The 20,260-nt window shown below is 69.3% G+C and carries 20 protein-coding genes; 5 read left to right on the top strand and 15 right to left on the bottom strand.

Annotated elements, in window-relative coordinates; translation table 11 throughout:
* Positions 1-50: 50 nt before the first annotated feature.
* The 8 genes from ACFZDL_RS45260 to ACFZDL_RS45225 form a co-directional block, all read right to left on the bottom strand.
* Complete coding sequence (locus tag ACFZDL_RS45260; RefSeq protein ID WP_391194381.1) at positions 51-1,139, bottom strand: integrase core domain-containing protein; 1,089 nt, start codon at positions 1,137-1,139, stop codon at positions 51-53.
* A gap of 301 nt (positions 1,140-1,440) precedes the next feature.
* Positions 1,441-2,205 (bottom strand): SDR family oxidoreductase, encoded by a 765-nt coding sequence (locus ACFZDL_RS45255; RefSeq protein ID WP_353596802.1) that lies wholly within the window; start codon positions 2,203-2,205, stop codon positions 1,441-1,443.
* A complete protein-coding gene (locus tag ACFZDL_RS45250; RefSeq protein WP_353596801.1) occupies positions 2,202-3,620 on the bottom strand; it encodes an MFS transporter in 1,419 nt (472 codons plus the stop codon). The genes ACFZDL_RS45255 and ACFZDL_RS45250 overlap by 4 nt, the downstream gene beginning before the upstream one ends.
* 171 nt (positions 3,621-3,791) lie before the next feature.
* Positions 3,792-4,775, bottom strand: coding sequence for a Gfo/Idh/MocA family oxidoreductase (locus ACFZDL_RS45245; protein WP_353596800.1), 984 nt, complete (start codon positions 4,773-4,775; stop codon positions 3,792-3,794).
* Complete coding sequence (locus tag ACFZDL_RS45240; RefSeq protein WP_353596799.1) at positions 4,772-5,683, bottom strand: sugar phosphate isomerase/epimerase; 912 nt, start codon at positions 5,681-5,683, stop codon at positions 4,772-4,774. Before ACFZDL_RS45240 ends, ACFZDL_RS45245 begins: the two co-directional genes overlap by 4 nt.
* Positions 5,683-6,222: a VOC family protein gene (locus ACFZDL_RS45235; protein WP_353596798.1), complete on the bottom strand. Its 540-nt coding sequence runs from the start codon at positions 6,220-6,222 to the stop codon at positions 5,683-5,685. The genes ACFZDL_RS45240 and ACFZDL_RS45235 overlap by 1 nt, the downstream gene beginning before the upstream one ends.
* Positions 6,219-7,217 carry a LacI family DNA-binding transcriptional regulator gene (locus ACFZDL_RS45230; RefSeq protein ID WP_353596797.1) on the bottom strand — a complete coding sequence of 333 codons (999 nt, stop codon included), beginning with the start codon at positions 7,215-7,217 and terminating at the stop codon, positions 6,219-6,221. Before ACFZDL_RS45230 ends, ACFZDL_RS45235 begins: the two co-directional genes overlap by 4 nt.
* On the bottom strand, positions 7,210-8,205 hold the full coding sequence (locus tag ACFZDL_RS45225; protein WP_353596807.1) for a Gfo/Idh/MocA family oxidoreductase: 996 nt from the start codon (positions 8,203-8,205) through the stop codon (positions 7,210-7,212). Before ACFZDL_RS45225 ends, ACFZDL_RS45230 begins: the two co-directional genes overlap by 8 nt.
* 245 nt (positions 8,206-8,450) lie before the next feature.
* On the opposite strand from ACFZDL_RS45225, the gene ACFZDL_RS45220 reads away from it, so the two are divergent.
* Both ACFZDL_RS45220 and ACFZDL_RS45215 read left to right on the top strand, forming a co-directional pair.
* Positions 8,451-9,005 (top strand): bifunctional 4-hydroxy-2-oxoglutarate aldolase/2-dehydro-3-deoxy-phosphogluconate aldolase, encoded by a 555-nt coding sequence (locus ACFZDL_RS45220; RefSeq protein WP_353596796.1) that lies wholly within the window; start codon positions 8,451-8,453, stop codon positions 9,003-9,005.
* The gene (locus ACFZDL_RS45215) at positions 8,992-9,624 is read left to right on the top strand and encodes an ATP-binding protein (protein ID WP_353596795.1); all 633 of its coding nucleotides are present in this window, start codon (positions 8,992-8,994) and stop codon (positions 9,622-9,624) included. Before ACFZDL_RS45220 ends, ACFZDL_RS45215 begins: the two co-directional genes overlap by 14 nt.
* A 123-nt stretch (positions 9,625-9,747) precedes the next feature.
* Here the strand turns inward: ACFZDL_RS45215 and ACFZDL_RS45210 are convergent, their stop codons facing one another.
* The 3 genes from ACFZDL_RS45210 to ACFZDL_RS45200 form a co-directional block, all read right to left on the bottom strand.
* A complete protein-coding gene (locus tag ACFZDL_RS45210) occupies positions 9,748-10,593 on the bottom strand; it encodes a hypothetical protein (protein ID WP_353596794.1) in 846 nt (281 codons plus the stop codon).
* A gap of 660 nt (positions 10,594-11,253) precedes the next feature.
* Positions 11,254-11,571 carry a hypothetical protein gene (locus tag ACFZDL_RS45205; protein ID WP_353596793.1) on the bottom strand — a complete coding sequence of 106 codons (318 nt, stop codon included), beginning with the start codon at positions 11,569-11,571 and terminating at the stop codon, positions 11,254-11,256.
* Between the two features lie 329 nt (positions 11,572-11,900).
* A complete protein-coding gene (locus ACFZDL_RS45200; RefSeq protein WP_353596806.1) occupies positions 11,901-13,055 on the bottom strand; it encodes an IS701 family transposase in 1,155 nt (384 codons plus the stop codon).
* Between ACFZDL_RS45200 and ACFZDL_RS45195 the strand changes: the two genes are divergently transcribed.
* Both ACFZDL_RS45195 and ACFZDL_RS45190 read left to right on the top strand, forming a co-directional pair.
* Positions 13,054-13,380: a hypothetical protein gene (locus ACFZDL_RS45195; RefSeq protein ID WP_353596808.1), complete on the top strand. Its 327-nt coding sequence runs from the start codon at positions 13,054-13,056 to the stop codon at positions 13,378-13,380. The genes ACFZDL_RS45200 and ACFZDL_RS45195 overlap by 2 nt on opposite strands.
* A gap of 51 nt (positions 13,381-13,431) precedes the next feature.
* Positions 13,432-13,821: a hypothetical protein gene (locus ACFZDL_RS45190; protein ID WP_353596792.1), complete on the top strand. Its 390-nt coding sequence runs from the start codon at positions 13,432-13,434 to the stop codon at positions 13,819-13,821.
* A gap of 75 nt (positions 13,822-13,896) precedes the next feature.
* On the opposite strand, the gene ACFZDL_RS45185 is transcribed toward ACFZDL_RS45190, so the two are convergent.
* From ACFZDL_RS45185 to ACFZDL_RS45175, 3 genes are all read right to left on the bottom strand, one after another.
* Positions 13,897-15,201, bottom strand: coding sequence for an MFS transporter (locus tag ACFZDL_RS45185; protein WP_353596791.1), 1,305 nt, complete (start codon positions 15,199-15,201; stop codon positions 13,897-13,899).
* Positions 15,198-16,319, bottom strand: coding sequence for a PLP-dependent cysteine synthase family protein (locus ACFZDL_RS45180; RefSeq protein WP_353596790.1), 1,122 nt, complete (start codon positions 16,317-16,319; stop codon positions 15,198-15,200). Before ACFZDL_RS45180 ends, ACFZDL_RS45185 begins: the two co-directional genes overlap by 4 nt.
* Before the next feature lie 767 nt (positions 16,320-17,086).
* Positions 17,087-17,551 carry a hypothetical protein gene (locus tag ACFZDL_RS45175; RefSeq protein WP_353596789.1) on the bottom strand — a complete coding sequence of 155 codons (465 nt, stop codon included), beginning with the start codon at positions 17,549-17,551 and terminating at the stop codon, positions 17,087-17,089.
* A gap of 1,207 nt (positions 17,552-18,758) precedes the next feature.
* Here ACFZDL_RS45175 and ACFZDL_RS45170 point away from each other — a divergent pair.
* On the top strand, positions 18,759-19,025 hold the full coding sequence (locus tag ACFZDL_RS45170) for a hypothetical protein (RefSeq protein ID WP_353596788.1): 267 nt from the start codon (positions 18,759-18,761) through the stop codon (positions 19,023-19,025).
* Here ACFZDL_RS45170 and ACFZDL_RS45165 read toward each other — a convergent pair.
* The gene (locus ACFZDL_RS45165) at positions 18,989-20,101 is read right to left on the bottom strand and encodes an integrase core domain-containing protein (RefSeq protein ID WP_353596787.1); all 1,113 of its coding nucleotides are present in this window, start codon (positions 20,099-20,101) and stop codon (positions 18,989-18,991) included. The genes ACFZDL_RS45170 and ACFZDL_RS45165 overlap by 37 nt on opposite strands.
* Positions 20,102-20,260 lie beyond the last annotated feature (159 nt).

Here is a 20,260-nt window from a genome sequence, read left to right as displayed (position 1 = left end):
GGCTGACCCATGCGCCGGTGGGGCGTGTGGGTGCCGGAAACGCTGTCAACCTATGCGACCTGCTTGTATTCGCGGATGAGACCACCAAGCCGATCACGCCGGGAGACCGATGTGGAGGCGCTGGCTGGCCGCGGTTCAGGTGTGATCAGCGGGTCTGGTGGCCGTTGGCCGAGGGACCGGTGTGGTCGGTGTCTGTTGTAGTGCTCTGCGTACTCATTGACGACGAGGCGGAGGTGGTTCTGGCCGGTGATCAGGATGCGGTCGGTGGCCTCGCGGCGACATGATCCGATCCAGCGTTCTGCGATTGAGTTCATCCGGGGTGCCTGGGGCAGTGTCGGGATGACCCGCACGCCGACCGCTTGGAAGACGGCGTCGAAGCTGTCGGTGAAGTACGCGCCGCGGTCCCGGATGAGGAACCTGATCGACTCCGCGCGGTCGCCGAGGTCCATAAGGTAGTTGCGTGCCTGCTGAGTTATCCACGGGCCGGTCGGGTGTCGGGTGATGCCGGCGATGTGTACCCGCCGGGTGCCGTGGTCGATGAAGAACAGCACGAACCAGCGCCGCAAGAAGGCGGTGTCGATGGGGAAGAGGTCGGTGGCCACGATCGCGGAGGCCTGGGCCTTGAGGAAGGTAGCCCAGGAGCGGTCCGTGCGCTGCGGCGACGGGTCGATCCCGGCCTCCTTCAGGATCGACCAGACGGTCGAGGCGGCGACTTTGCGTCCCAGGCCGAGGAGTTCTCCTTGGATGCGGCGGTATCCCCATGCGGGGTTCTCCCGCGCCAAACGCACGACCAACTGCCGCAGCGCCTCTGGTTTCGGTGGTCGACCGGGACGACGGGAGGGGTAGGTCCATTTCCAGGCGATGAGCCGTGCGTGCCAGCGCAGAACCGATCGCGGAGTGACCAGCAAGGCCACCTGGGTACGCCGTTCCTTGCTCACGATCCGGAGCAGAGCTGCCATGACGGCCCTGTCGCTCCAGGAGAACCGAGGCCGAGGCCGGTTGCGCTGCGCGATGGTGAGCTGATGCCGGAGCATCAAGATCTCGACATTTTTCGCCGCACTCGAGCGGGCCAGGAGGACAAGCCACCGGAACGTCTGGCAGGCGAGCAGGTAGATCAGCCGTATCACCACGCCCCGCATGTTGCCCCAGAACAGCCTGCAGCCACCCGAGCTCTGGCAAACTCGAACCAGCAGGTCAACCTGGGTGACATACTTTCCGGCACCCACAGGGTTGGGCGACCCGCCGATGGGTGTGGATCAGGATGGGGCGCCGGTCGGTGACCACCAGCGCGATCTACCTGCACGCCTGCAGTAACTGGAGATGCGCGCCCGGCTGGAGCTGGTGTCCGAGGATGTGTGGGAGCCAGCCGGGTACAGCGCGGACGGCTGGGCCCACAAGAGGTCGGCCCTTGTCGCCCGTTCCGAGGGCGGAGTCGCTCCGTCAGCTGCCCATTCCGAGCCGGGCGCCGCCGGCGACATCCAGGCTCAGGCCAGTCAGGTACCTGTTGGCCGGGTCGGTGAGGAAGGTGATGGTCGCCGCTACCTCCTCTGGCTCGGCGAATCGGCCCATCGGGATTTGAGCGGCCCGGGCCTGTCGGGCGCGCTGGTCTCCGTCGGGGTCGCTGCCGCCGGCGCGGGTGGCGAGCTGGTCCCACATGGCGGTGTTGACCGGGCCGGGGCACACGGCGTTGACCGACACGTTGTCCGGGCCGAGTTCCAGGGCGAGTGACCAGCAGATGTTCAGCACGGCCGCTTTGCTGGCGTTGTAGGGCACGTACGCGCGACGGGCCTCCTTCGCGGCGACCGAGGCCACCGCGACGATGGAGCCGGAGCGCTGGGCCTGCATGACAAGGCCGACTTCGCGCAGTACGGAGAAGGCACCCGTGGCGTTGATCGCCATCACCCGGGCGAATTCGGAGCTCGGGGTGGTGAGCAGGTGCGGTTCGTTGCCGAGAATGCCGGCGGCGTGCACCAGGACGTCGATCGTCCCGAACTCCGCCTTGATCGCGGTCACGGTGTCGTGCACCGCTTGCTCGTCGGTGACGTCCAGCTCGCGGAATTCCGCGAGCCATTTCGGGCGGCTGTCCGGTGCCGTGCGGTCGCAGCCGATGACCACCGTGCCCGCTGCGTGCAGTCGTTCAGCAGTGGCGGCTCCGATGCCTCCGCTGGACCCGGTGACAAGGGCGATCTGGGACGGGGCGGTCATGGGGTGTCCTCGGTGGCTTTCGTGGATTTTGTGGATGCAGCGCTGTGCTCGGTGTCGGATTCCGCAGCGGGTGGTGTGGTGGTGTGCGCGCCTGAGCGGCCCGTTTCCGGCAGGGTCAGATAGACGATGAGGCAGAGCAGCACGATGGCCGTCATGTATACCGCTACGCCCATGGGGTGGCCTGCGTCGATGAATGCGCTGGCGATGAGTGGGGCCGTTCCGCCGAGGGCTGCGATGACGATCTGGTGGGCGACACCGATGCCGGATACGCGAACGGCGGCGGGGAACAGTTCGGCCTGGATGGTCGGGTAGACCCCTTGCCAGATGGCCAGGACCACCCAGCCGGAGACGGTCACCGTCACGTAGACGCCGAATCCGGGTTGCTGCAGCAGGAGCAGCAGCGGATAGAAGAGCACCACCATGCCGATGGCCCCGATGATGGGGAAGGGCTTGCGCCGGCCGATGCGGTCGGACAGGAAGCCGCACAGTGGCACGATGATCACCAGCAGGCCCAGTCCGATGGTGTTGCCGGCCAAGGCGGAGTCCAGGTCACGGCCGGTGGTCAGGTGCGCGTAGGTGGGCAGGAAGGTGGCCCACGTGTAGTAGGCGACGGCCGGGGCGGACAGAGCCGCGGTCTGCAGCAGTGCCTTGGGGTGCCTGCGCAGCAGTTCCCGCAGTCGCAGGTTCTCGGGTTGTCGGCGGGCGGCGGCCTCTTCGGCGGCCTCGAACTCCGGGGATTCGTCGGCGCGCGAGCGCAGCAGCAGACCGACGATGCCGAGGAGGCCGCCGATGGCGAACGGGATGCGCCAGCCCCACGTCTCCAGGTCATGGGTGTTCAGGGTCGAGGTGACAATCGCCCCCATGCCGGTGGCGGCCAGCGTCGCCAGGCCGCTGGCCACATTCGACAACGAGCCGAACAGGCCGCGCCGGTCGGTCGAGCCGTTCTCCACCATGTAGGCGATGGCGCTCTGCATCTCGCTGCCGGCCGAGATGCCCTGCAGTACGCGGGCGAGCAGGAACAGCAGCGGTGCCGCGTATCCGATGGCGGAGAACGGCGGGGTGAGCGCGAGGATCAGGCTGCCCGCGGCCATGCCGCCGATGGTGGTGGCCAGGACGACGCGGCGGCCGTATCGGTCTGCCAGGGGGGAGATGATGATGCCGCTCAGCGGCCGCACCACGAACCCGACTGCGTAGGTCAGCAGGGCGCCGATCAGCGACATCGCCGGGCTGTTTCCGGGGAAGATCTGGCTGGAGAAGACGGCGGCCAGGAGGCCGTAGATGTACCAGTCGTACCACTCGATGAAGTGGCCGACAGTACCGGCCAGGATGTTCAGCCGCCTTACGCGGGGTGGGGTGGCCGGTTTGGCCGTTGCGGAGGGGAATTCCGGTGAGGTTATTCTTGGTGCGTTCGCCATTGAGCGCTCCTCAGTGCAGTGAGGGATGGGATCTGTGCGAACAGTCGTCGGGTCATGGCACCGCGGACCGGGTTGTGACGGTCGACGACGTCGGCGGTTCGGAAAGCCTTCTTCGAGAGGGGACGCCGCCGGCGCCAGCTCCGTGAGGGGCCGTTCGAGGCTCGCGGAGGGTCAGCGCGTCGCGTGGCTGGACCAGGTGCGGCCCTCCTGCTCCTTCACGGGCAGACCGGCGGCCTGCAGGATGTCGTCGAGGAGCGCCTGTGTGCGGGCGGCTTCCCGCCCTGACGTCAGCGGCGCTCCACGGTCTCGTACGCGGTCGAGGAAGTGGTGAACGGCGGCGGCGAACCCGAAGGTGTTCGTCGCCGTGGCCCAGCCGAATGCCTCGGGGCTCATCGAGCGCACCGTGCTCGCACCGTCCCGGGTGAGGGTCACCGTGTCCGGAGCCACCACCTCGGCCGAGCGCTCGGCGCCGTAGGCATCCAGTTTTTCGGCCCACGCACCAGCGGTCCGTGCCGCCATCAGGACACCGGTGCCGCCGCCGGCGAACCGGACCAGGGCGGAGACGCCGTCCTCCTGCCAGGGGTCGTCACCGGCGGCGTGGGCGGAGACGTCGACCGGTTCGCCCGGGCAGAACCAGCGCAGCAGATCCACCATGTGGATGGCGTTCTCGAAGGTCGCGCGGTACTCGCTGCCGCGGCGGTTCTTCTGCGCGACGCAGAAGGCGGCACCGGCGTCCCCGAACTGGTCACGAGCGGCGACGTAGGTCGGCGCGAACCTGCGATTGAAGCCGACCATCAGCACGCGGTCACGCTCGTCGGCGAGGTCGGCGAGCCGCTCCGCGTCACTGGTCGCGGTCGCGAGGGGCTTTTCGCAGAAGACATCCACATCCGCCTCCAGCGCGCTGCTCACGCCGGTGACATGCTCTGACCTCGGGGTCAACACGAACAGGGCGTCCAAGTCACGTTCGAGTGCCTGCTCGACGGTCGGGACCGCCGTGGAGAACCCCCAGCGGCGGACCAGTTCGGAGGGGTCCTCGCGCCGGGACACCAGGACATCGAGGATGACGTCGTCCCGTGCTGCCAGGGTGGGCAGCTGCGCGATGTGTGCGATGTTCCCGGCGCCGACCACTCCGACACGCAGCGGCGGCCGGTTCATCGGGAGACCTCCGCGGGTGCGAGTCCGGCGGCCTCTTCGAGGAGTGAGCGCAGCGCGCGGGCGGACCGCGTGAAGCCCTCCGCCGGGGACGGGAGGTCCTGCGGGTGCCACCGGTACTCGTATTCGAGGCTGAGGACGTCGTCGTATCCGTGCTGCTTGACCGCCTGCAGGATGTCCGCCCAGGGCACGATGCCCTCGCCGACGACGCGGGAGCGCACCGCCCGCTCGTCCGCCTTCACCCGGGCCGTCTCAGAGGCGACGAAGGGTGCGTTCGGATCGGTGAAGACGAGGTCCTTCACGTGGACGTGCCCGATCAGGTCGCCCTGCTCCCGCAGTGCTTCCGGCCATGCCTCGTCGTGGGTGAAGGTGAGGTTCGCCTGGTCGTAGAGCACTCGGACGGCAGGTGAGTCCACCTCGCGTATCAGCCGGGCGGTCTCCTTCGCCGATTGCGTCATGGTTCCGAAGTGGTTCTCCACGCACAGGAGTACTCCGGCGTCGGCGGCGAGCGGCGCCAGCTCCGAAAGCCCCGATTGCAGGCGCTCCCAGTGTGCGGCGTGATCGGTTCGATCCGCTCCCCAGGAACCCGCGTACACGCGGATCCGGGTGGCGCCCACGCGATGGGCGCAGTCGATGGCCGACCGCAGTTCATCGAGCGCGGCGAGTCGCTGCGCCGGGTCCTCGTGGTTGAGCCCCGTGGTGTACGGAGCGAGACCCACCACCGCTACGCCGAGATCGTCCGCTACGCGGGCCGCCTCGGCAGCGGCGGCATCGTCCCCGATCGGCAGTCCGCTGCGGTAGTCGTTCTGGTAGATGACCTCCGCTCCGTCCAGACCGGCGGAGGCGAAGAGTTCCAGCGCCTCGGGGAGGGTCTGTTCCGGTGTGCCGAGGGTGTGGCCAATGATCCGCACTACAGGTCCTTTTCGGTTCGGGAGGGGGCAGTCCAGTCGGCAGGCCCGATCAGCGGTGGCGGGTTGTGGACGCGGGAGCGGTCGACCAGTTCGATCAACAGGCCCCAGGGCGCCCGGAGGTAGGTCCACCGGTTGCCCGCGACGCGCGGGCTGTCCAGGCCGACCTCCTTGGTTCCGCCCAGCACACGGGCGCCGTGCGAGCGGAGATGCTCGACGGCGGTGTCGACGTCCGCCACGGTGAAGCACAGGTGGTGGCCGCCGGCATCGCAGTGGCGCGGGTAGTCGCGGCGCTGGTCCGTGCTCCACCACTGGAACAGCTCCACGTTGAGGTTTGGCGGCATGCGCAGCATGGCGAGTTCCAGATGGGCATCGGCCGGGACCTCGAAATGCGCGGGCATGAAGTCGGCGTCGGGCCCCCGCGTCGAGCGGTAGAGCTCCTCGGCTCCGAAGGCGTCCGTGAAGAAGGTGACCGCTTCGCCGAGGTCGGGCACCGTGAAGGCGACATGGTCGACGTGTTGGAACCCTGCGGGCAGGCTCATCGGGGCACCTCCGCGGTCGACTCACGGACCAGCAGGTCCGGGGCCAGAACGACATGGCTCGTCTCCCCGTCCTTGAGGAGTTTCTCGGCGAGGTCGATGGCGATCACTCCCATGTCGGCGATGGGCTGGCGGACGGTGGTCAGCCGTGGGTTGAACCGGGCGCCGAACTCCAGGCCGTCGAAGCCCATCACCGACACCTCGTCCGGGACGGAAACACCGCGCACACCAAGAGCGGAGATGAGGGCGAAGGCGACCATGTCATTGGCCGCGATGATTGCTGTCGGGCGCTCTTCGCGTGTCATGTCCACCAGACGCTGGGCGGCCCGCTCACCCACGTCGGGCCCGGTGCCTCCGTCCAGGACCATCGTCGGCATGTCCAGTTCCGCGGCCAGCCCCTCGTAGGCGGCCAGGCGGTCCCTGGACGTGTACGCCCCGGAGATGCCGGACACGTAGGCGATGCGCCGGTGCCCCAGGCCGCGCAGATGGTCCACGGCGAGTGCGATGCCCTCGGCGCTGTCCACCGTCACGGTCGGCACCTGTGCCTGTTCGACACGGTCGACGACGACGACCTTGCTGCCGAGCGCGACGTTCTGCAGCTCGTCGAGGTCCACGGTGGTCGACGGCGCGACGATCCCGAAGGGCGCGTACATCTCCTGCAGCGATGTCAGATACGCGTTGGTCTGGGCCACCTCGCCGCCGGTCACGCACAACACCAACTGGTAACCCCGGTCGGCCGCCGCGGCCGCCATGGTCCTCGCCAGCTCACCGTAGAAGGGGTTGGTGATGTCCGGGATGATCAGCGGAACAAGCTTGCTTGCACGGCGGCGCAGGGCTTGCGCCAGCGGGTTCACCCGGTAGCCGAGACTCCTCGCCACCTCCAGGACGTGCTTCCGGGTTTCGGCATTCACGGCTTCCGGCCGGGAGAAGGCGCGGGAAACCGTGGAACGATGCACGCCCGCTCGGGCGGCGACGTCGTCGATGCTCACCTCAGCCATGGCTGACCTCCACAGACGCAATGGGAGACCGCTTGTACGCGGCCCAGATGAGCCTCATTGTGTCGGCAAGGTCGGCCAGGGTAGGCAGCCCGGCGAAGCCGTCCGTCCAGGTGTCAGCCACCTGTCGAACGAACACCTCGTACAGCGGGTCGCTGTCCACGTCGATGGCGCTCGACTCGGTGACACCGTCCGACGCACGCGTGAAGGAGACGTCGCCGGAGGTACCCACGTCGACGTATCCCCCCTCGCCGGCGCTGGTGTAGGAGCAGTACCGCTTCGTGGGACTCGACGGGAAGGCATAGCCGACCTCGATGATGGCCTCGCTGCCGTCGTCGCCCGCGAACACCAGCGTGGCGTGATCCTCAACGGCCTCGCCGTGCAGGCTCGCGGAAAGGTTGGCGGCCACAAGCTCCACGCGCCGGGCCCGGCTCCGATGTAGGAAGAGGTCGATGAAGTGCGGCGCCAGGTTCACCAGACACCCCCCACCCGAGCGCGCGGGCTCGAGCATCCATGAGCAGCCTGCCGCGTGATAGCGCTCCGGTGGGCCGGCCACGAAGCTCGCCCGTTGGTACGTCGGCGCGCCGGCCAGGGACAGCGCGTGATCCACGGGGCCGCCACGCTGAACGAAGGGGACTGTCACCGCCACCCCTGCCGAGGCGGCCGCATCCCGGATCCGCTCCACATCCTCGGGCCCCGTGCCACCCGGCTTCTCCACCACGAAGGGAATGCCGCGCTCGACCAGGTCCAGGCAGGTGTCCACCATGCGGTCGTGCGGCCCGAAGACGTAGGCCAAGTCCAACGGCCCGGCGTCCAGAGCCTCCCCGATTTCCCCGCAGACGGGCGCGTCGAGGCGCCGGGCGATGTCCGTGACCCCGTCGGGCTCCTCGTCCTGGACCAGCACGACATCGTGAGTGTCCGCCCAGGCGCTGACATACAGGGGTACGTGCCAGTGGCGGGCGCCTAGAACTGCCGTTCGCGGACGTCTCACGACGCGCCTCCTCACTTTCGGTATGGAGCAACTTCTGCCGATTGGCCCCTCTGAGATCGGCCGCTGCAATCGATCGCTGAGATCGGTTGCATTACCGAAACAGAGGGTCCTAAGCTCTGTCAACACCCCCCGACAACGGATTTCCTTGAGGTGACTCGATGCGCAAGCTGCGCACGCTGAATGCCATCTGCGACACCGGGACGGTGCTGATCGTGCGCCTGCCCACCGCAGAGGCGTCGTAAGAAGTGGCCTGCGAGGCCATCGCTGGAGGGATACGAGCGGTCGAGGTGACGCTCACCACGCCGGGTGCCCTGGACGTGATTCGCCGGCTGAGCGCGGAGTACCCCGAGGCCGAGATCGGCGCCGACAGCGTACTCGACGCGACATCCGCGTACGCCAGCATCCAGGCCGGAGCGCGCTTCCTGGTCAGCCCCCAGGTCGATTCCGGCATGCTGGAAACCGCCGGCCGATACCAGGCCGTCAGCATCTCCGGAGCCGCAACACCCACGGAGATCGTCCAGGCGGCCACGGCAGGAGCCGATCTCGTCAAGCTGTTCCCCTCCTCGGTCCTCAACCGCGACTACGCCCGTGCAGTACTCGAGCCCCTCGGCCACATTCCCCTGGTCCCGGCTGGGGGCGTCTCCCCGGACAACGTGGACGAGTGGTTCAATGCCGGAGTCGCGGCGGTCGGCGTCGGAAGCTTCATCACCAAGGCGGCGCAGCGAGAAGACACAGAGCAGCACCCGGTCCGCGCGGCGGCCCGGACATTCCTCGAGGCGGTGGCCGATGCCCGCGCCTGACCCGCTGGCCCCCACGTCCGGGACACCACCGGTATTCGTCGCGATCGGCCCCGCGGGCTCGGGAAAGTCTCATGTCGCACGTGAGCTCGCACGCCGGCTCCGCGCGGTCTACCTCGACAAGGACTCCCTGGCCGGCGACCTCGTGGACGCCGCACTCGAACTGGCCGGCCGGCGGGCCGGAGGCCGTGAAGACGACCCGACCCACATCGAACGGTTGATGCCGGCCGAGTACAAGGCGCTGTTCGCCACAGCGGCCGACAACCTGCGGCTGGGCCTCCCCATCGTCCTGGACGCGCCTTTCGCGGCGTACCTCGGCAACCCCGACTTCTTGACTGTCTCCGCCGACCGGGCCTCCTGGCCGGCGGGAACACCTGTCGTCGTGGTCGAGGTGCGGGCCTCCGCGGAGACCGTTCGTACGAGACTGACGCAACGAGGTCTGCCACGAGACCGGGCCAAGCTGGCCGACTGGCCCGCATTCTGGCAACGGCTCGGGGTCCAGGACTGCGCCTGGTCCGGAGCCCGGCACATCGTCGTGGACAACGACGCCCAACCGAATCTCGACGCTGTCGTGCGGCTCGCGGGCAATATCGGGCAGGGACCCCTTCCCGCCTTCTACTGAGACATCGCTGCGCGAGTGTCATTTGACGGGTCCGATGCGCCGAGCATGCCGGAAAATCGGCCTCACCCCCGAGACACAGCTCAAGACCAAGGCTCTCCGCGGGACCAACGTCAAACGGCGCTGTCACCCGCCTCCGGCACCGCCCCTCTCGGCCTGGCCTTGTGCGATGGCGATCTCGGCGACGCGGTGGAGAGCTCTCCGGTACGCCGTCGCGTTGCCCGGTTCCTTCTGCCAGGTGCGGATGCTGATGGTGGCGGAGTGCAGTGAGCCGAGAGGGATCCCGAGGTAGAGGGCCGCGGAGCGGCGGGAGCGGCCGGTGGCCGTCTGGACGAGGCGGATGGCCGCGTCCCTGCGCAGTTGCGGTCTCGGTGCGTCGAGTTCGTCGAGCGGAACGGCCCAGTGTTCGGGCAGGGGCGTGGAGATGGTGCGTGGGTCGAGTCGGCCACGGTGGGTGGCGGGCTGTGGGAAGAGGGCGGGCGGGCCAGCGGCCTTGCGGGGGAAACGGACACTGCTGCGGATCACCGCGGTCATGGCAGGTGAGCAGTGCTGGGCGTGATGACGCAGACGGATGTGGGCGGTGCTGGTCGAGGGCAGGGCGGACAGGAGGCGCGCGAGGGTCTGGTGTCCGGACGGGTCGTCGAGGATGGCCACGGTGATGGCCATCAGGTCTGCAGCCGCGAGCGGGTCTGCGGGCGGGTGTCCGAAGGTCCGGGCCACCCGCCCGTCGCCCAGCGCCGTCGTGCGTTCCGGGCGCGGGCGGCGCAGAGCCTCGACGTGCGCAGCGACCGTGTCCATCGGCCCGAACTCGGCAATGAGTTCGCCAGCCATGGGCCAGGTTCCGCGTACGGCTGAGACGGTCGCGCGAACATCGTTGAAGAACCACTGGGCGGACACGTGCTGCCCCAGGCTCGTCACCTCGTGATCGGCCCCGGCGGCGGCATCGGCGAGCCGCTGATGCGCGTGTGCCATGGCCGACGTGGGCCGTACGAGCGGTCCGGCGGGCTGGTCGAGCGCCTGGCCGCAGACGGCAGCTCGGCCGGTGCCGGGCCGGTGGCGACAGCGGATGGGGTGCAGGCGCTGTGCCGGGGCGGGGACGAGCTGTGTGGGGCGCCATCGTCCGTCGGCGCGGTAACCGTTGGAGAAGGCCAGCGCGTGGCAGGCGGGGCATCGCCAGGCCAGGATTCGGTTGTGTCGCTCGCACAGGAAGGTGCGTGGGAGGCTCCAGGCCGTCCCAGATGGGACCGCCGGGGAGGTCGGCGGTGTCACGCGGGCAGTCGGGGCAGTAGCGGCTGAAGGCGGTAAGAACCCAGCCGTCGTTGGCCATGGTGACGGGGCTCTGGTGCCGTCCCAGGTAGTCGATGCGCAGCGGCGTGTAGCCAGCGGCCTGTCCGGCGAGGGTGAGCGCGTGGACCTCGGCGGGGTGGAGGCGGCAGACGTCGGCGATGTGCCGGGCCTGGGCGTCTTCGAGGCGGACCATGTGGCGGGCGGGAAAGGTGGAGCCGGTGACAAGGCCGCAGAGGCGGCCGAGGTCCAGTGGTGGGAGGGCGAGTCGGTGGGCCAGGCGCGGGAGGTAGCCGGGCAGCAGCTCGCCCGGTGCCGGGTCAAGGCTTCGGGGCAGCGGGGTGGTGGTCATGCGGTTGCCGGGGTGGGACCGCGGTCGTCGAAGGCGCCGTTGCGCCGCCGGCGCGGTCGGGCGGGCACGGCGGGGATCTCGCCCGCTTGGGCGTCGCGGCCAGCGTCTGTGAGGGTGAGGGGAAGGCTGTCGAGGAGGGGCTCGGTCAGGCGCTCGGTACCGCTGGCGATCGCCTCGGTGCAGCCGTCCTCGATGAGACGTTCCAGCAGGCCGACGACGCCGTTGGTGCGGGCGTAGAGGTATTCGGGCATCGTGCGGCCGGTGATCCCAGGGCGGGCCTTGAGCAGCCGCAGGTGGCTCTCAAATCCGTGCAATCGGTCGGTTGAGGTGCTGTAGCCCAGTCCGGGACGATGCCGCTGACCGGCCCGCCAAGAAAACCGCCTCACGGGCACCATCGCTGCCAGCGGAGGAACCAGACCGTGCGCCGACACGGGCACCACAACTTGGGTGCCACTAGTACTGCAACGGTGTCTGTTCTGAGTGCTGGGCAGTTTTCAGGGGCTGTGTCCGCGTCGCTTGTAGTGACTGACTCGGGCTTGGTGCTGGCGTCGTCGGCGCCATGTCGACCAGTGCAGGATGTGGTCGATCGAGGTGGGGCGGCGGCCGGTGAGACGGGTGATCAGGCGTCGGATCTCGGCGAGGCTCAGCTGGATGAGCTGGGAGGATCCGTTTCTGCTTTCTCCGTGTCCAGCTGTCGGGCCCGCAGGACGGTGAGGCAGGCGTGGGCGGCCATGGCGAGGGTCATGTGGCGGTGCCAGCCTGGATAGCGGCGGACCTGGTAGTCGTCCAGGCCGCACTCCTGCTTCGCGGTCTGGAAGCACTCCTCCACCGCCCATCGGCTGCCCGCGATGCGGATCAGCTGATCCAGGGTGGTGTCGGCGGGGCAGTAGGCGATGTAGTAGGAGATCTCCTCGGGCCTGTTCACGCTGCGGCGGGCGATCACCCAGTGCCGGCGGTCTTCGCGGTGCCAGGGCCTCACCTCGACGCGGGCCCAGTCGTAGATCCGCCGGCCATGGGCTCCCTCACCGCAGGAACGGCGCTTCCACTTCTGCCGTGGCAGGCCGGGGAACAGGTCATGGACGGGGTGGTCGAGTGCCCAGCGGGTGACGACGGTGTCGTGCCGGGTGGTGGCCATGACGTGGAAGACGTCGGCCTGCTCGAGTTCGAAGCGCCAGCCCTTGCTGAAGCCGTAGGCGGCATCCGCGGTCACCCAGCCGAACGGGATCCGGTCCGCGATCGCCCTTCGGACCATCGCCTTGGCCATGACGACCTTCGTCTCGAAAGCGATCTCGTCACCGATGCCGGCCCGGCGGCAGCGTTCCCGGTCGTCAGTCCACGAGGCGGGCAGATACAGCCGCCGGTCGATCAGCGTGCGTACGCGGCCGGTGGCATAAGCGAGGAAGACGCCGATCTGGCAGTTCTCCGTACGGCCCGCGGTGCCCGAATACTGCCGCTGCACCCCTGCCGAGCGTGTGCCCTTCTTCAGGAAGCCGGTGTCGTCGACGATGAGCACCGCCTCCCGGTCACCAAGGTTGTCGACCACGTAACGGCGCACGTCGTCGAGGACCTCGTCGGCGTCCCACTCGATCCGGTTCAGCATCCGCTGGATACGGTCCGGCCCGCCATGGCCTGCTTCCTCGGCCAGCGTCCAGCCGTTCTTGCGCTGCAACGGAGCGATCAGCCCCCGTATATAGGCCAACGCTGACTCCCGCGGCTCCGACCGGCTGAACCGGTGCACGAACCGCCGGTGCACCGCTTCCAATGCCTGGTCCAAGGCCGGGGTGTTCCAGGGCCTGATGGACGCGCTGATCGCCGAGGCCGCGTCCCGTGGGCAGGTCGGGCTTGAGCTGGTCAGTGTGGATTCCACAATTGTCCGGGCTCATCACGAGTCAGCCGGTCTGGCGATCGCCGGGGAGACGTTGGACGCTTTGGAGCAGGCCCTGACCGAGGAAAAGAGGGCTCTGCTGGACGATCAGCCGCCGGTACTGCGAGTGGTACGGCGCAGGCCACACCCGGTGCGGACGGCCAGGACCGGTCGCCGGGTGCGGATCGTGCCGCCGCACGGCGACGCCGCAAGGCCCGCGCTGCGGCAGCCGGGCTCGGCCGGTCCCGAGGCAGGCTGAGCAGCAAAAGTCCATGCCGCGGTCGACGCACGCGGGCTGCCGCTGGCGTTCGTGCTGACCCCCGGTCAGGCTGCTGACGATATCGCCGGCCGGCACCACCTGGCCCCGGCCGCCGCCGAGGCGTTCGCGCGTGTCTTCCGGCTGCCCCTGGCCCGGCACGCCAGGGAGCAGACCGCGATACTCCTGGAGATGATCGCCGATGACCGCGCCCTGCGCCGCCACCCGCGCGAGGTGCTCGCGGCGGCCATGTGCGACATGGCCGCCGCGAAGACACCCCGGGGCGCGTTCGCCGTGGGCGGCGCGGGCGTACTCGTACGGCTCCGGCGCGTGCCGGCTCCGCGGCGTCGCCCCCATCCGATGCTGTCGGCCTCGATGGCCGTCGCGGTGACGGCGGTTCCGGTGCTCCCTTTCCTGGTCGGCTGCCCCTCGATCGTCGGATAGCTCCCTGGGCCCGGCCCGGGGGCGGCGGACGATGCCAGGGACCGCCCGCCGCCCCGTTTCCCCTCTGTGGCCCCGTCAGGCCGCCGCGGGCTGCGTCCGGGGAGAGGACACCGCCGCGAGGCGGCCGGTGCGGTGCAGCCCGTACAGCGCGGCGGCACAGGCCAGGCCCAGCGCGAGCAGCGCGCACCACGGCAGCGCGGACATCCCCGCCGCCCGGGCCGCGTCCAGCGCGGCGCCGGTGAGCAGGTTGCCGAGGGTGATGCCGACCCCGCAGATGGTGTTGTACAGCCCGTAGTGGGTGGCCACGAGCCGGTCACCCGAGAGCCGGACGATGGTGTCCATCTCGAACGGGTAGGCGATCATCGTCCCCAGGGCGAGCAACAGCGCCGAGAGCGCGGGCGGAACGGCCGCGAGCAGCCAACGGCCCGCGCCGCCCTCCGGTTCGGGAACGGCGGTCGCCGACAGCAGCGGCACGAACGCCACGCCCATGATGAGCAGCCCCCAGGCCAGCGCCCGCCCCGGCTCCATCCGCGCCTTGCACCAGGCCGTGACCTTCGTCTGCCCGAGGATGGTGCTCAGGCCCGAGACGGCGAACAGCAACGCCACCGCCGCGGTCCCGGCCTCGCCCTGGCCGCCGAGGCGGCGCACCTCCAGCGGCAGGGCCAGATAGACCTGGAACGACAGCACATACGAGCCGATCATGGCGGCGGAGAAGAGCAGAAACGGCCGGTTGGCCACCACATCCCGCCACTGCGACCACACGCTCTCGCGCGCGGCGTCCCGGCCGCCGTCCTTGGCGTCGTCGGCCCGGCGGGACGGCAGCGCGCGGATCTGAACCACGCTGAGCACGGCGAAGACCGCGGCGGCCACAAGACAGGTGACGCGGAAGTCGATGCCGGTCAATACCATGCCCACCAGCGGGCCGAGCAGGATTCCGGTTTGGTAGAAGACATTGAACAGCGCGAACGCCTCCACCCGGCGCTCCCCCGCGTCGGCCGCGACATACGCCCGTACGGCGGGGTTGAACAGCGCTCCGGCGAGCCCGGTGGCCGCCGACGCGGCGAGCAGCGCGGGCAGGGAGTCCACGAGCCCGAGGGCCGCGAACCCGGCGGTGCGCAGCACGCATCCGGCGACGATCAGCGGCTTGTAGCCGAACCGGTCCGCCAGGGTGCCGCCGACCAGGAACATGCCCTGCTGGCTGAAGTTGCGCACCCCCAGGATCAGCCCGACCAGCCAGCCGGCCAGTCCGAGGGTTCCTGACAGATGGGCGGCCAGGTAGGGCATGAGCATGTAGAAGCCCAGGTTGATGGTGAACTGGTTCACCATCAGCAGCCGGACGCTGCGCTCGTAGGAGCGCACCTGCGTGAGCAGCGCCTTCACCGGCCCTCCTCCTCGTCTGCGTCCTCGGTGGCGGCGTCGTCGCGGGAGAGGGGGTCGACCACGGTGGTGCACCGGGTCCAGCGGGTCGCCTCCTTCTCGTCGAGGTGGCCGATCACCTCCGGTTCGGGTGCCGGAGGCGCGTCGAGCAGACCGTGGGCGGCGCAGTAGTCGTCGTCGTAGACCGTCCCCAGGTAGCGCTGGGGGCCGTCGGGGAAGATCGCCACGATGCGGGTGTCCGCGGGGCTGGTCCGGGCGAGCCAGCCGGCCACCAGGGCGACCGCTCCGACGCTCCATCCGCCGGTGGCGTAGTGGGACGCGGCCAGCTGACGGCAGGTCCACACCGCCTCCGCCGGGGCCACCCAGTGCACTTCGGAGAACTGGTCGTAGGCGACGTTGCGGGGGTAGATGCTGGATCCCAGTCCGCGCATCAGACGGGGCCTGGCAGGCTGGCCGAAGATCGTCGAGCCGGTGGTGTCGACCCCGATGACCTTCAGCTCGGGGTAGAGCTGGCGCAGGACCCGGGAGACGCCCGCGGAGTGGCCACCGGTGCCAACGCTGCACACCAGGGTGTCGATGTGGCCGAGTTCGCCGGCCAGTTCCAGCGCGAGTGGGGTGTAGGCGGCGACGTTGTCGGGGTTGTTGTACTGGTCCGGACACCATGAGCCCGGGTGTTGGTCCCGCAGGCGCTGGACGCGGTCGCGGCGGGCCTGCTGCCAGCCGCCGGTGGGGTGGGGCTCGGAGACGACGTTGACCTGGGCGCCGTACGCGGTCAGCAGCCGGGTCATGGACAGCTCCAGTCCCGGATCGGTGACCAGGGTGACCGGGTGGCCGTAGACCATGCCGGCCAGGGCGAGGCCCAGTCCGAGGGTGCCGCTGGTGGACTCGATGATCCGGCCGCCGGGCCGCAGTTCGCCACGGGCCCGGGCCCGTTCGACCATGTGCAGCCCGGGGCGGTCCTTGATACCGCCCGGGTTGAAGCCCTCCAGCTTGGCCCAGAAGCCGCGGCCGGCCGGGGCGAGGGGCTCGGACACCCGCAGCAGGGGGGTGTTGCCGACCAGCCCGGAAAGGGCGGACCTGGCGGTGAGCGAACCGGTGTCGGTGGTGGTAGAGGATTGCATCTTGTGTTTTCTCCGCAGAGCGTGAAAAGTGTCGGGTCGTCTTTGACCGCGTCACGGCCGGGGCCGCGGCGGGCTTCCCGATCCGGGGAGCCCGCTCGCGTGCGGCGGCGGGACGGCGGTGGCGGGTATGGCCTAGATGCGCCACCGGCAGACGACGGCGAGTCTGGACATCCCGGACCGCGCTCGGCTACGCCGTTCCTCCCGGGGCCGTATCGCCGCGCGGAACGCCGCCCTGGTCGGTGCCGGGAATACGCCGGCAGTCGGCGTCAGGTCGCGGAACGGCGCCGGTGGCCGCGGCGTGAACAGGCCGGTGAGGCCGAGGGGAGCGCAGGATTCGGTGCTGCGCGCCGCCTCAGGAGCGTCCGAGTCCCCGCGGGACGCCGCCGCGGGCGACCCGGAGGTGTTCTGCGCCGTGGCGCGCGGGTGGGCCGACTCGTTGTGTGGGCCGAGGCAGTCGAAAGGGGTCAGTAGCAACCCGCACAACAGGAGCGCGACAACACCGCGATACCACGACGAGTCCGGTAAAAGGGCATGGCGGGCGTGGGAGTGGAACGGCAACAGTTCCTCCGCATGACACACCGACCCCGCCCTACGGGAGGGCATGGGCAGTGAGCAGGAGTGGGCATGGGGGGGGCGACGCCCGGACCTTCTCGGATCAGCACCCTTGAGCGGCGCGCCACCGGAGGTCGGAGAGCCGTGAGCCGAAGGCGCCGGACAAGGGCGGCGTATACGTGGCATACACCGGCCGGCCGACGGTACGGCGGAGCCTAGATCCGCAGGACCGCGCGGACAGCGGAGTCTTGGAACGGGCACCTGGCCCAGGACGTCGGTGCCCGGCCGGTCGCCTCGAGCGGCGCGATCAGGAGAGCCGACTCCCGGCCGAGCGACGCCGGGCAGGGAGCCGCCACTCCGGAACCGTGCTGTGGCTGGGCGACCAGACACTCGTGCGCCGGATGGGGAGAGCCGTGGTGGCCGTCGTGGTGGTCCCGCATCGCGAGCCCGCCGTCAGAAGTCTTCTCAGCGGCGGCGAATGCCGTCATGACAGCGTCGCCCTGACCCACGGAAACGCCGGGGCCCGCCGCGATGGAGGCGAGGTGCCTCGTCACGCCCTCCGGGCTCACGCCATGCGCGTACACCAGCCCGAACAGGAGCGCGGCCACCCACAGCAGACGCAGCGGGCGCCCCGAGGGGCGGAACCGCGACATAACGGAGGGCGACCAGGCCGTAACCATGCCGTGACCCTAGCACCGTTGCGGGAGCGCCCGGGAAACACCCCTGAAACATCGCGCCAACCTGCCCGCGCGGCACACAGAATCGGTCACATACGGCTGGCGCAGGCCATCCGGAGCACATCCGCACCGCGGCGCGGAGGGGATGCCCTCGCCGCGCGGATCGCCGAACGAGCGGGGGCGGAGCAGGTATTCAGGCCCGCCGCCCCCAGGACGGGGAGCCCGAGCGGCAGCCTCCACGGAAACGGCGACTCGACGCGGGCCGGACCGTCGCAGAGGTGTGCCATGGACTCACAGCAGCCACCGTCACCGCCCGAGACACGGTGATCAGAAGGCTGGATTCCGCCCCATCGATCCACGGACACCCCGAGCACGCCGAACTCCCGCCCGGACACCGGACCGCGGTGGCCACCAGGGGCGTGGAGCGCACAGACGAGCGCACGGGCCACGGCGAACAGCGCCAGGCCCAGAAGGATCCCCGCCAGAGGGCCGCACTTCCCCGGCCCTTTCACCACACCCCGGAACATGGGGGCGGTAGTAGCCAATTGAGCAAGCTATGCACGCATTATTCACTTTTGAGTTAATTCTCGCCGGCGCCGGGCATGTGGGTGCCGGGAATTATGTCACTCGGGCTGACCTGCTGGTTCGGATCTGCCAGACCTCAGCAGGCCGCGAGCCGTTCTGAGGCAGCATGCCGATCGTGGTGATACGGCTGATCTACCTGCTCGCCTGCCAGACCTTCCGATGGCTTGCCCTGCTCGCCCGCTCGGATGTTTCGAAGGACACAGAGATCTTGATGCTCCGGCATCAACTGGCTATCGCACGATGCGCCCAGCCACGGCCGCGCTTTCCTGGAGCGACACTCCTCGGTCGGTCCTGCGCTGGCACGCACGACTCATGGCCTGGAAGTGGACTTACTCCTCCCGTTGTCCGGGCCGACTACCGAAACCAGAGGCCCTGCGGCAACTGGTCGTGCGTCTGGCGCGGGAGAACCCGGGATGGGGATACCGCCGCGTCCGCGGAGAGCTCGTCGGCCTGGGGCACAACGTCGCTGCCTCGACCGTGTGGTCGATCCTGAAGGAGGCCGGGATCGACCCGTCGCCGCAGCCGCACGGACCGCTCCTGGGCCACCTTTCTCAAAGACCAGGCCTCCGCGATCGTAGCCACCGACCTGTTCCACATCGATACAGTCTTCCTGCGGCGCTGGTTCGTGCTGTTCTTCATCAACCCCGGCACCCGGCGGGTGCACATCGCCGGCATCACCCGGCACCCGACCGGCCCCTGGATCACCCAGCAAGCCCGCAACTACCTCATGGACCTCGGCGACCATGCCGAGTCGGTCAGATTCCTCATCCGGGATCGCGGCGCATACTTCACCGACAACTTCGACGCCGTCTCCGATCCGACGCGTCCTGCGCCTGAAGGGTGTCAATATTCCAATCAGGCTGCTGAGCTGGGCGTTTTCTGTAGATGGTGAGGCGGTCGGGGTGGCGTGGTGTGGTACTCGTTGAGCAGTCCGCCGAGTATCTGCGTGCGCCTGACCGTGGCGGCGGGCAGGGGGATCATGTTCGGGTCGTCGTCTGGGGCACGTAGGTCGAGGCTGCGGTGGGCTCGTCCGGAGTTGTCGTGCTCGGCGTACGTGGTGAGGACCGTACGTAGTTGTCGTTCGCCGGTGATGAGGAGTCGGTCGGTGCACTCGGCGCGGGCTGTGCGTATCCATCGTTCGGCGAACGCGTTGGACCGGGGGCTTTGCGGCAGTGTCGGGATGACGGCTGTGCCATTGCCGGCGAAGACGGCGTCGAATGCGGTGGTGAACTTGCTGTCCCGGTCTCGAATGAGGAACCGGAAGCGCCCGGCTCTGCCCTTGAGGTCCATGAGCAGATTGCGGGCGAGCTGGGTAACCCATGCGCCGGTCGGGTGGGCGGTGACGCCCAGGACGTGAACGCGCCGGGTGGCAATCTCCATGACGAAGAAGACGTAGAGACGTTTGAGGAAGACGGTCTCCACGTGCATGAAGTCACAGGCGAGCAGCGTGTGGGCCTGTGAACGGAGGAAAGAGCGCCAGGTCTGCTGGGATGCGCGCTGCGGTGCGGGCGGTAGACCGGAGCGGCGCAGGACGCGTCGGATCGTGGCGGCGGCAACCCTATGGCCGAGCCGTCGGAGCTCACCCTGGATTCTGACGTACCCCCAGGTCGGGTTCTCTCGCGCCAGGCGCTGGATGAGCGCCGCAGTCTCTTCCGACAGCGGTGGCCGGCCGGGGCCGGTTGGGGGTTGGCGCCACTTCCAGCGCACCAGACGGCGGTGCCAGTTCAGCAGGGTGCCCGGGGTGACCAGCCGATGACGGCGTAAGACAGGTGGCAACTGGCGGGCGAGAGCGGAGAGCACGGCACGATCGGCCCATGACAGCTGCGGGCGCTCGATCTGCCGACGAAGCACGGCGACCTCATGGCGAAGCGCGAGGATCTCGGCGCTGTTCGCGGCGGTCGATCGGCCCAGCAGGAGGAGGCAGCCCAACAGTCGACAGAAGATCAGGTAGAGCAGTCGCAGACCCACAATCAGCGATCATGCCCATACTTGGACGATCACAAATCCCCCAGTCGGGTCGATCCTGTGCGGCATGCTCCGGTACGTTTTCCCAGGTCACGCTGAAGCGCAATCAGCCGAGTAAAGGAGTCCACAACTTTCGGCCTCTGCGCCGCAAGTTGGATGGGA

Origin of the sequence: Streptomyces sp. NPDC007917 (genome assembly GCF_042959105.1) — a bacterium.
GTDB lineage: Bacteria > Actinomycetota > Actinomycetes > Streptomycetales > Streptomycetaceae > Streptomyces.
This window is presented reverse-complemented; position numbering and strand designations above follow the sequence as displayed.

Excerpts from the sequence above, each read along its gene's own strand:
- ACFZDL_RS45260 (WP_391194381.1), bottom strand. The coding sequence starts at position 1,139 with ATGCGGGGCGTGGTGATACGGCTGATCTACCTGCTCGCCTGCCAGACG.
- ACFZDL_RS45255 (WP_353596802.1), bottom strand. The coding sequence starts at position 2,205 with ATGACCGCCCCGTCCCAGATCGCCCTTGTCACCGGGTCCAGCGGAGGC.
- ACFZDL_RS45250 (WP_353596801.1), bottom strand. The coding sequence starts at position 3,620 with ATGGCGAACGCACCAAGAATAACCTCACCGGAATTCCCCTCCGCAACG.
- ACFZDL_RS45245 (WP_353596800.1), bottom strand. The coding sequence starts at position 4,775 with ATGAACCGGCCGCCGCTGCGTGTCGGAGTGGTCGGCGCCGGGAACATC.
- ACFZDL_RS45235 (WP_353596798.1), bottom strand. The coding sequence starts at position 6,222 with ATGAGCCTGCCCGCAGGGTTCCAACACGTCGACCATGTCGCCTTCACG.
- ACFZDL_RS45230 (WP_353596797.1), bottom strand. The coding sequence starts at position 7,217 with ATGGCTGAGGTGAGCATCGACGACGTCGCCGCCCGAGCGGGCGTGCAT.
- ACFZDL_RS45215 (WP_353596795.1), top strand. The coding sequence starts at position 8,992 with ATGCCCGCGCCTGACCCGCTGGCCCCCACGTCCGGGACACCACCGGTA.
- ACFZDL_RS45210 (WP_353596794.1), bottom strand. The coding sequence starts at position 10,593 with ATGGCACACGCGCATCAGCGGCTCGCCGATGCCGCCGCCGGGGCCGAT.
- ACFZDL_RS45195 (WP_353596808.1), top strand. The coding sequence starts at position 13,054 with ATGGACGCGCTGATCGCCGAGGCCGCGTCCCGTGGGCAGGTCGGGCTT.
- ACFZDL_RS45180 (WP_353596790.1), bottom strand. The coding sequence starts at position 16,319 with ATGCAATCCTCTACCACCACCGACACCGGTTCGCTCACCGCCAGGTCC.
- ACFZDL_RS45175 (WP_353596789.1), bottom strand. The coding sequence starts at position 17,551 with ATGGTTACGGCCTGGTCGCCCTCCGTTATGTCGCGGTTCCGCCCCTCG.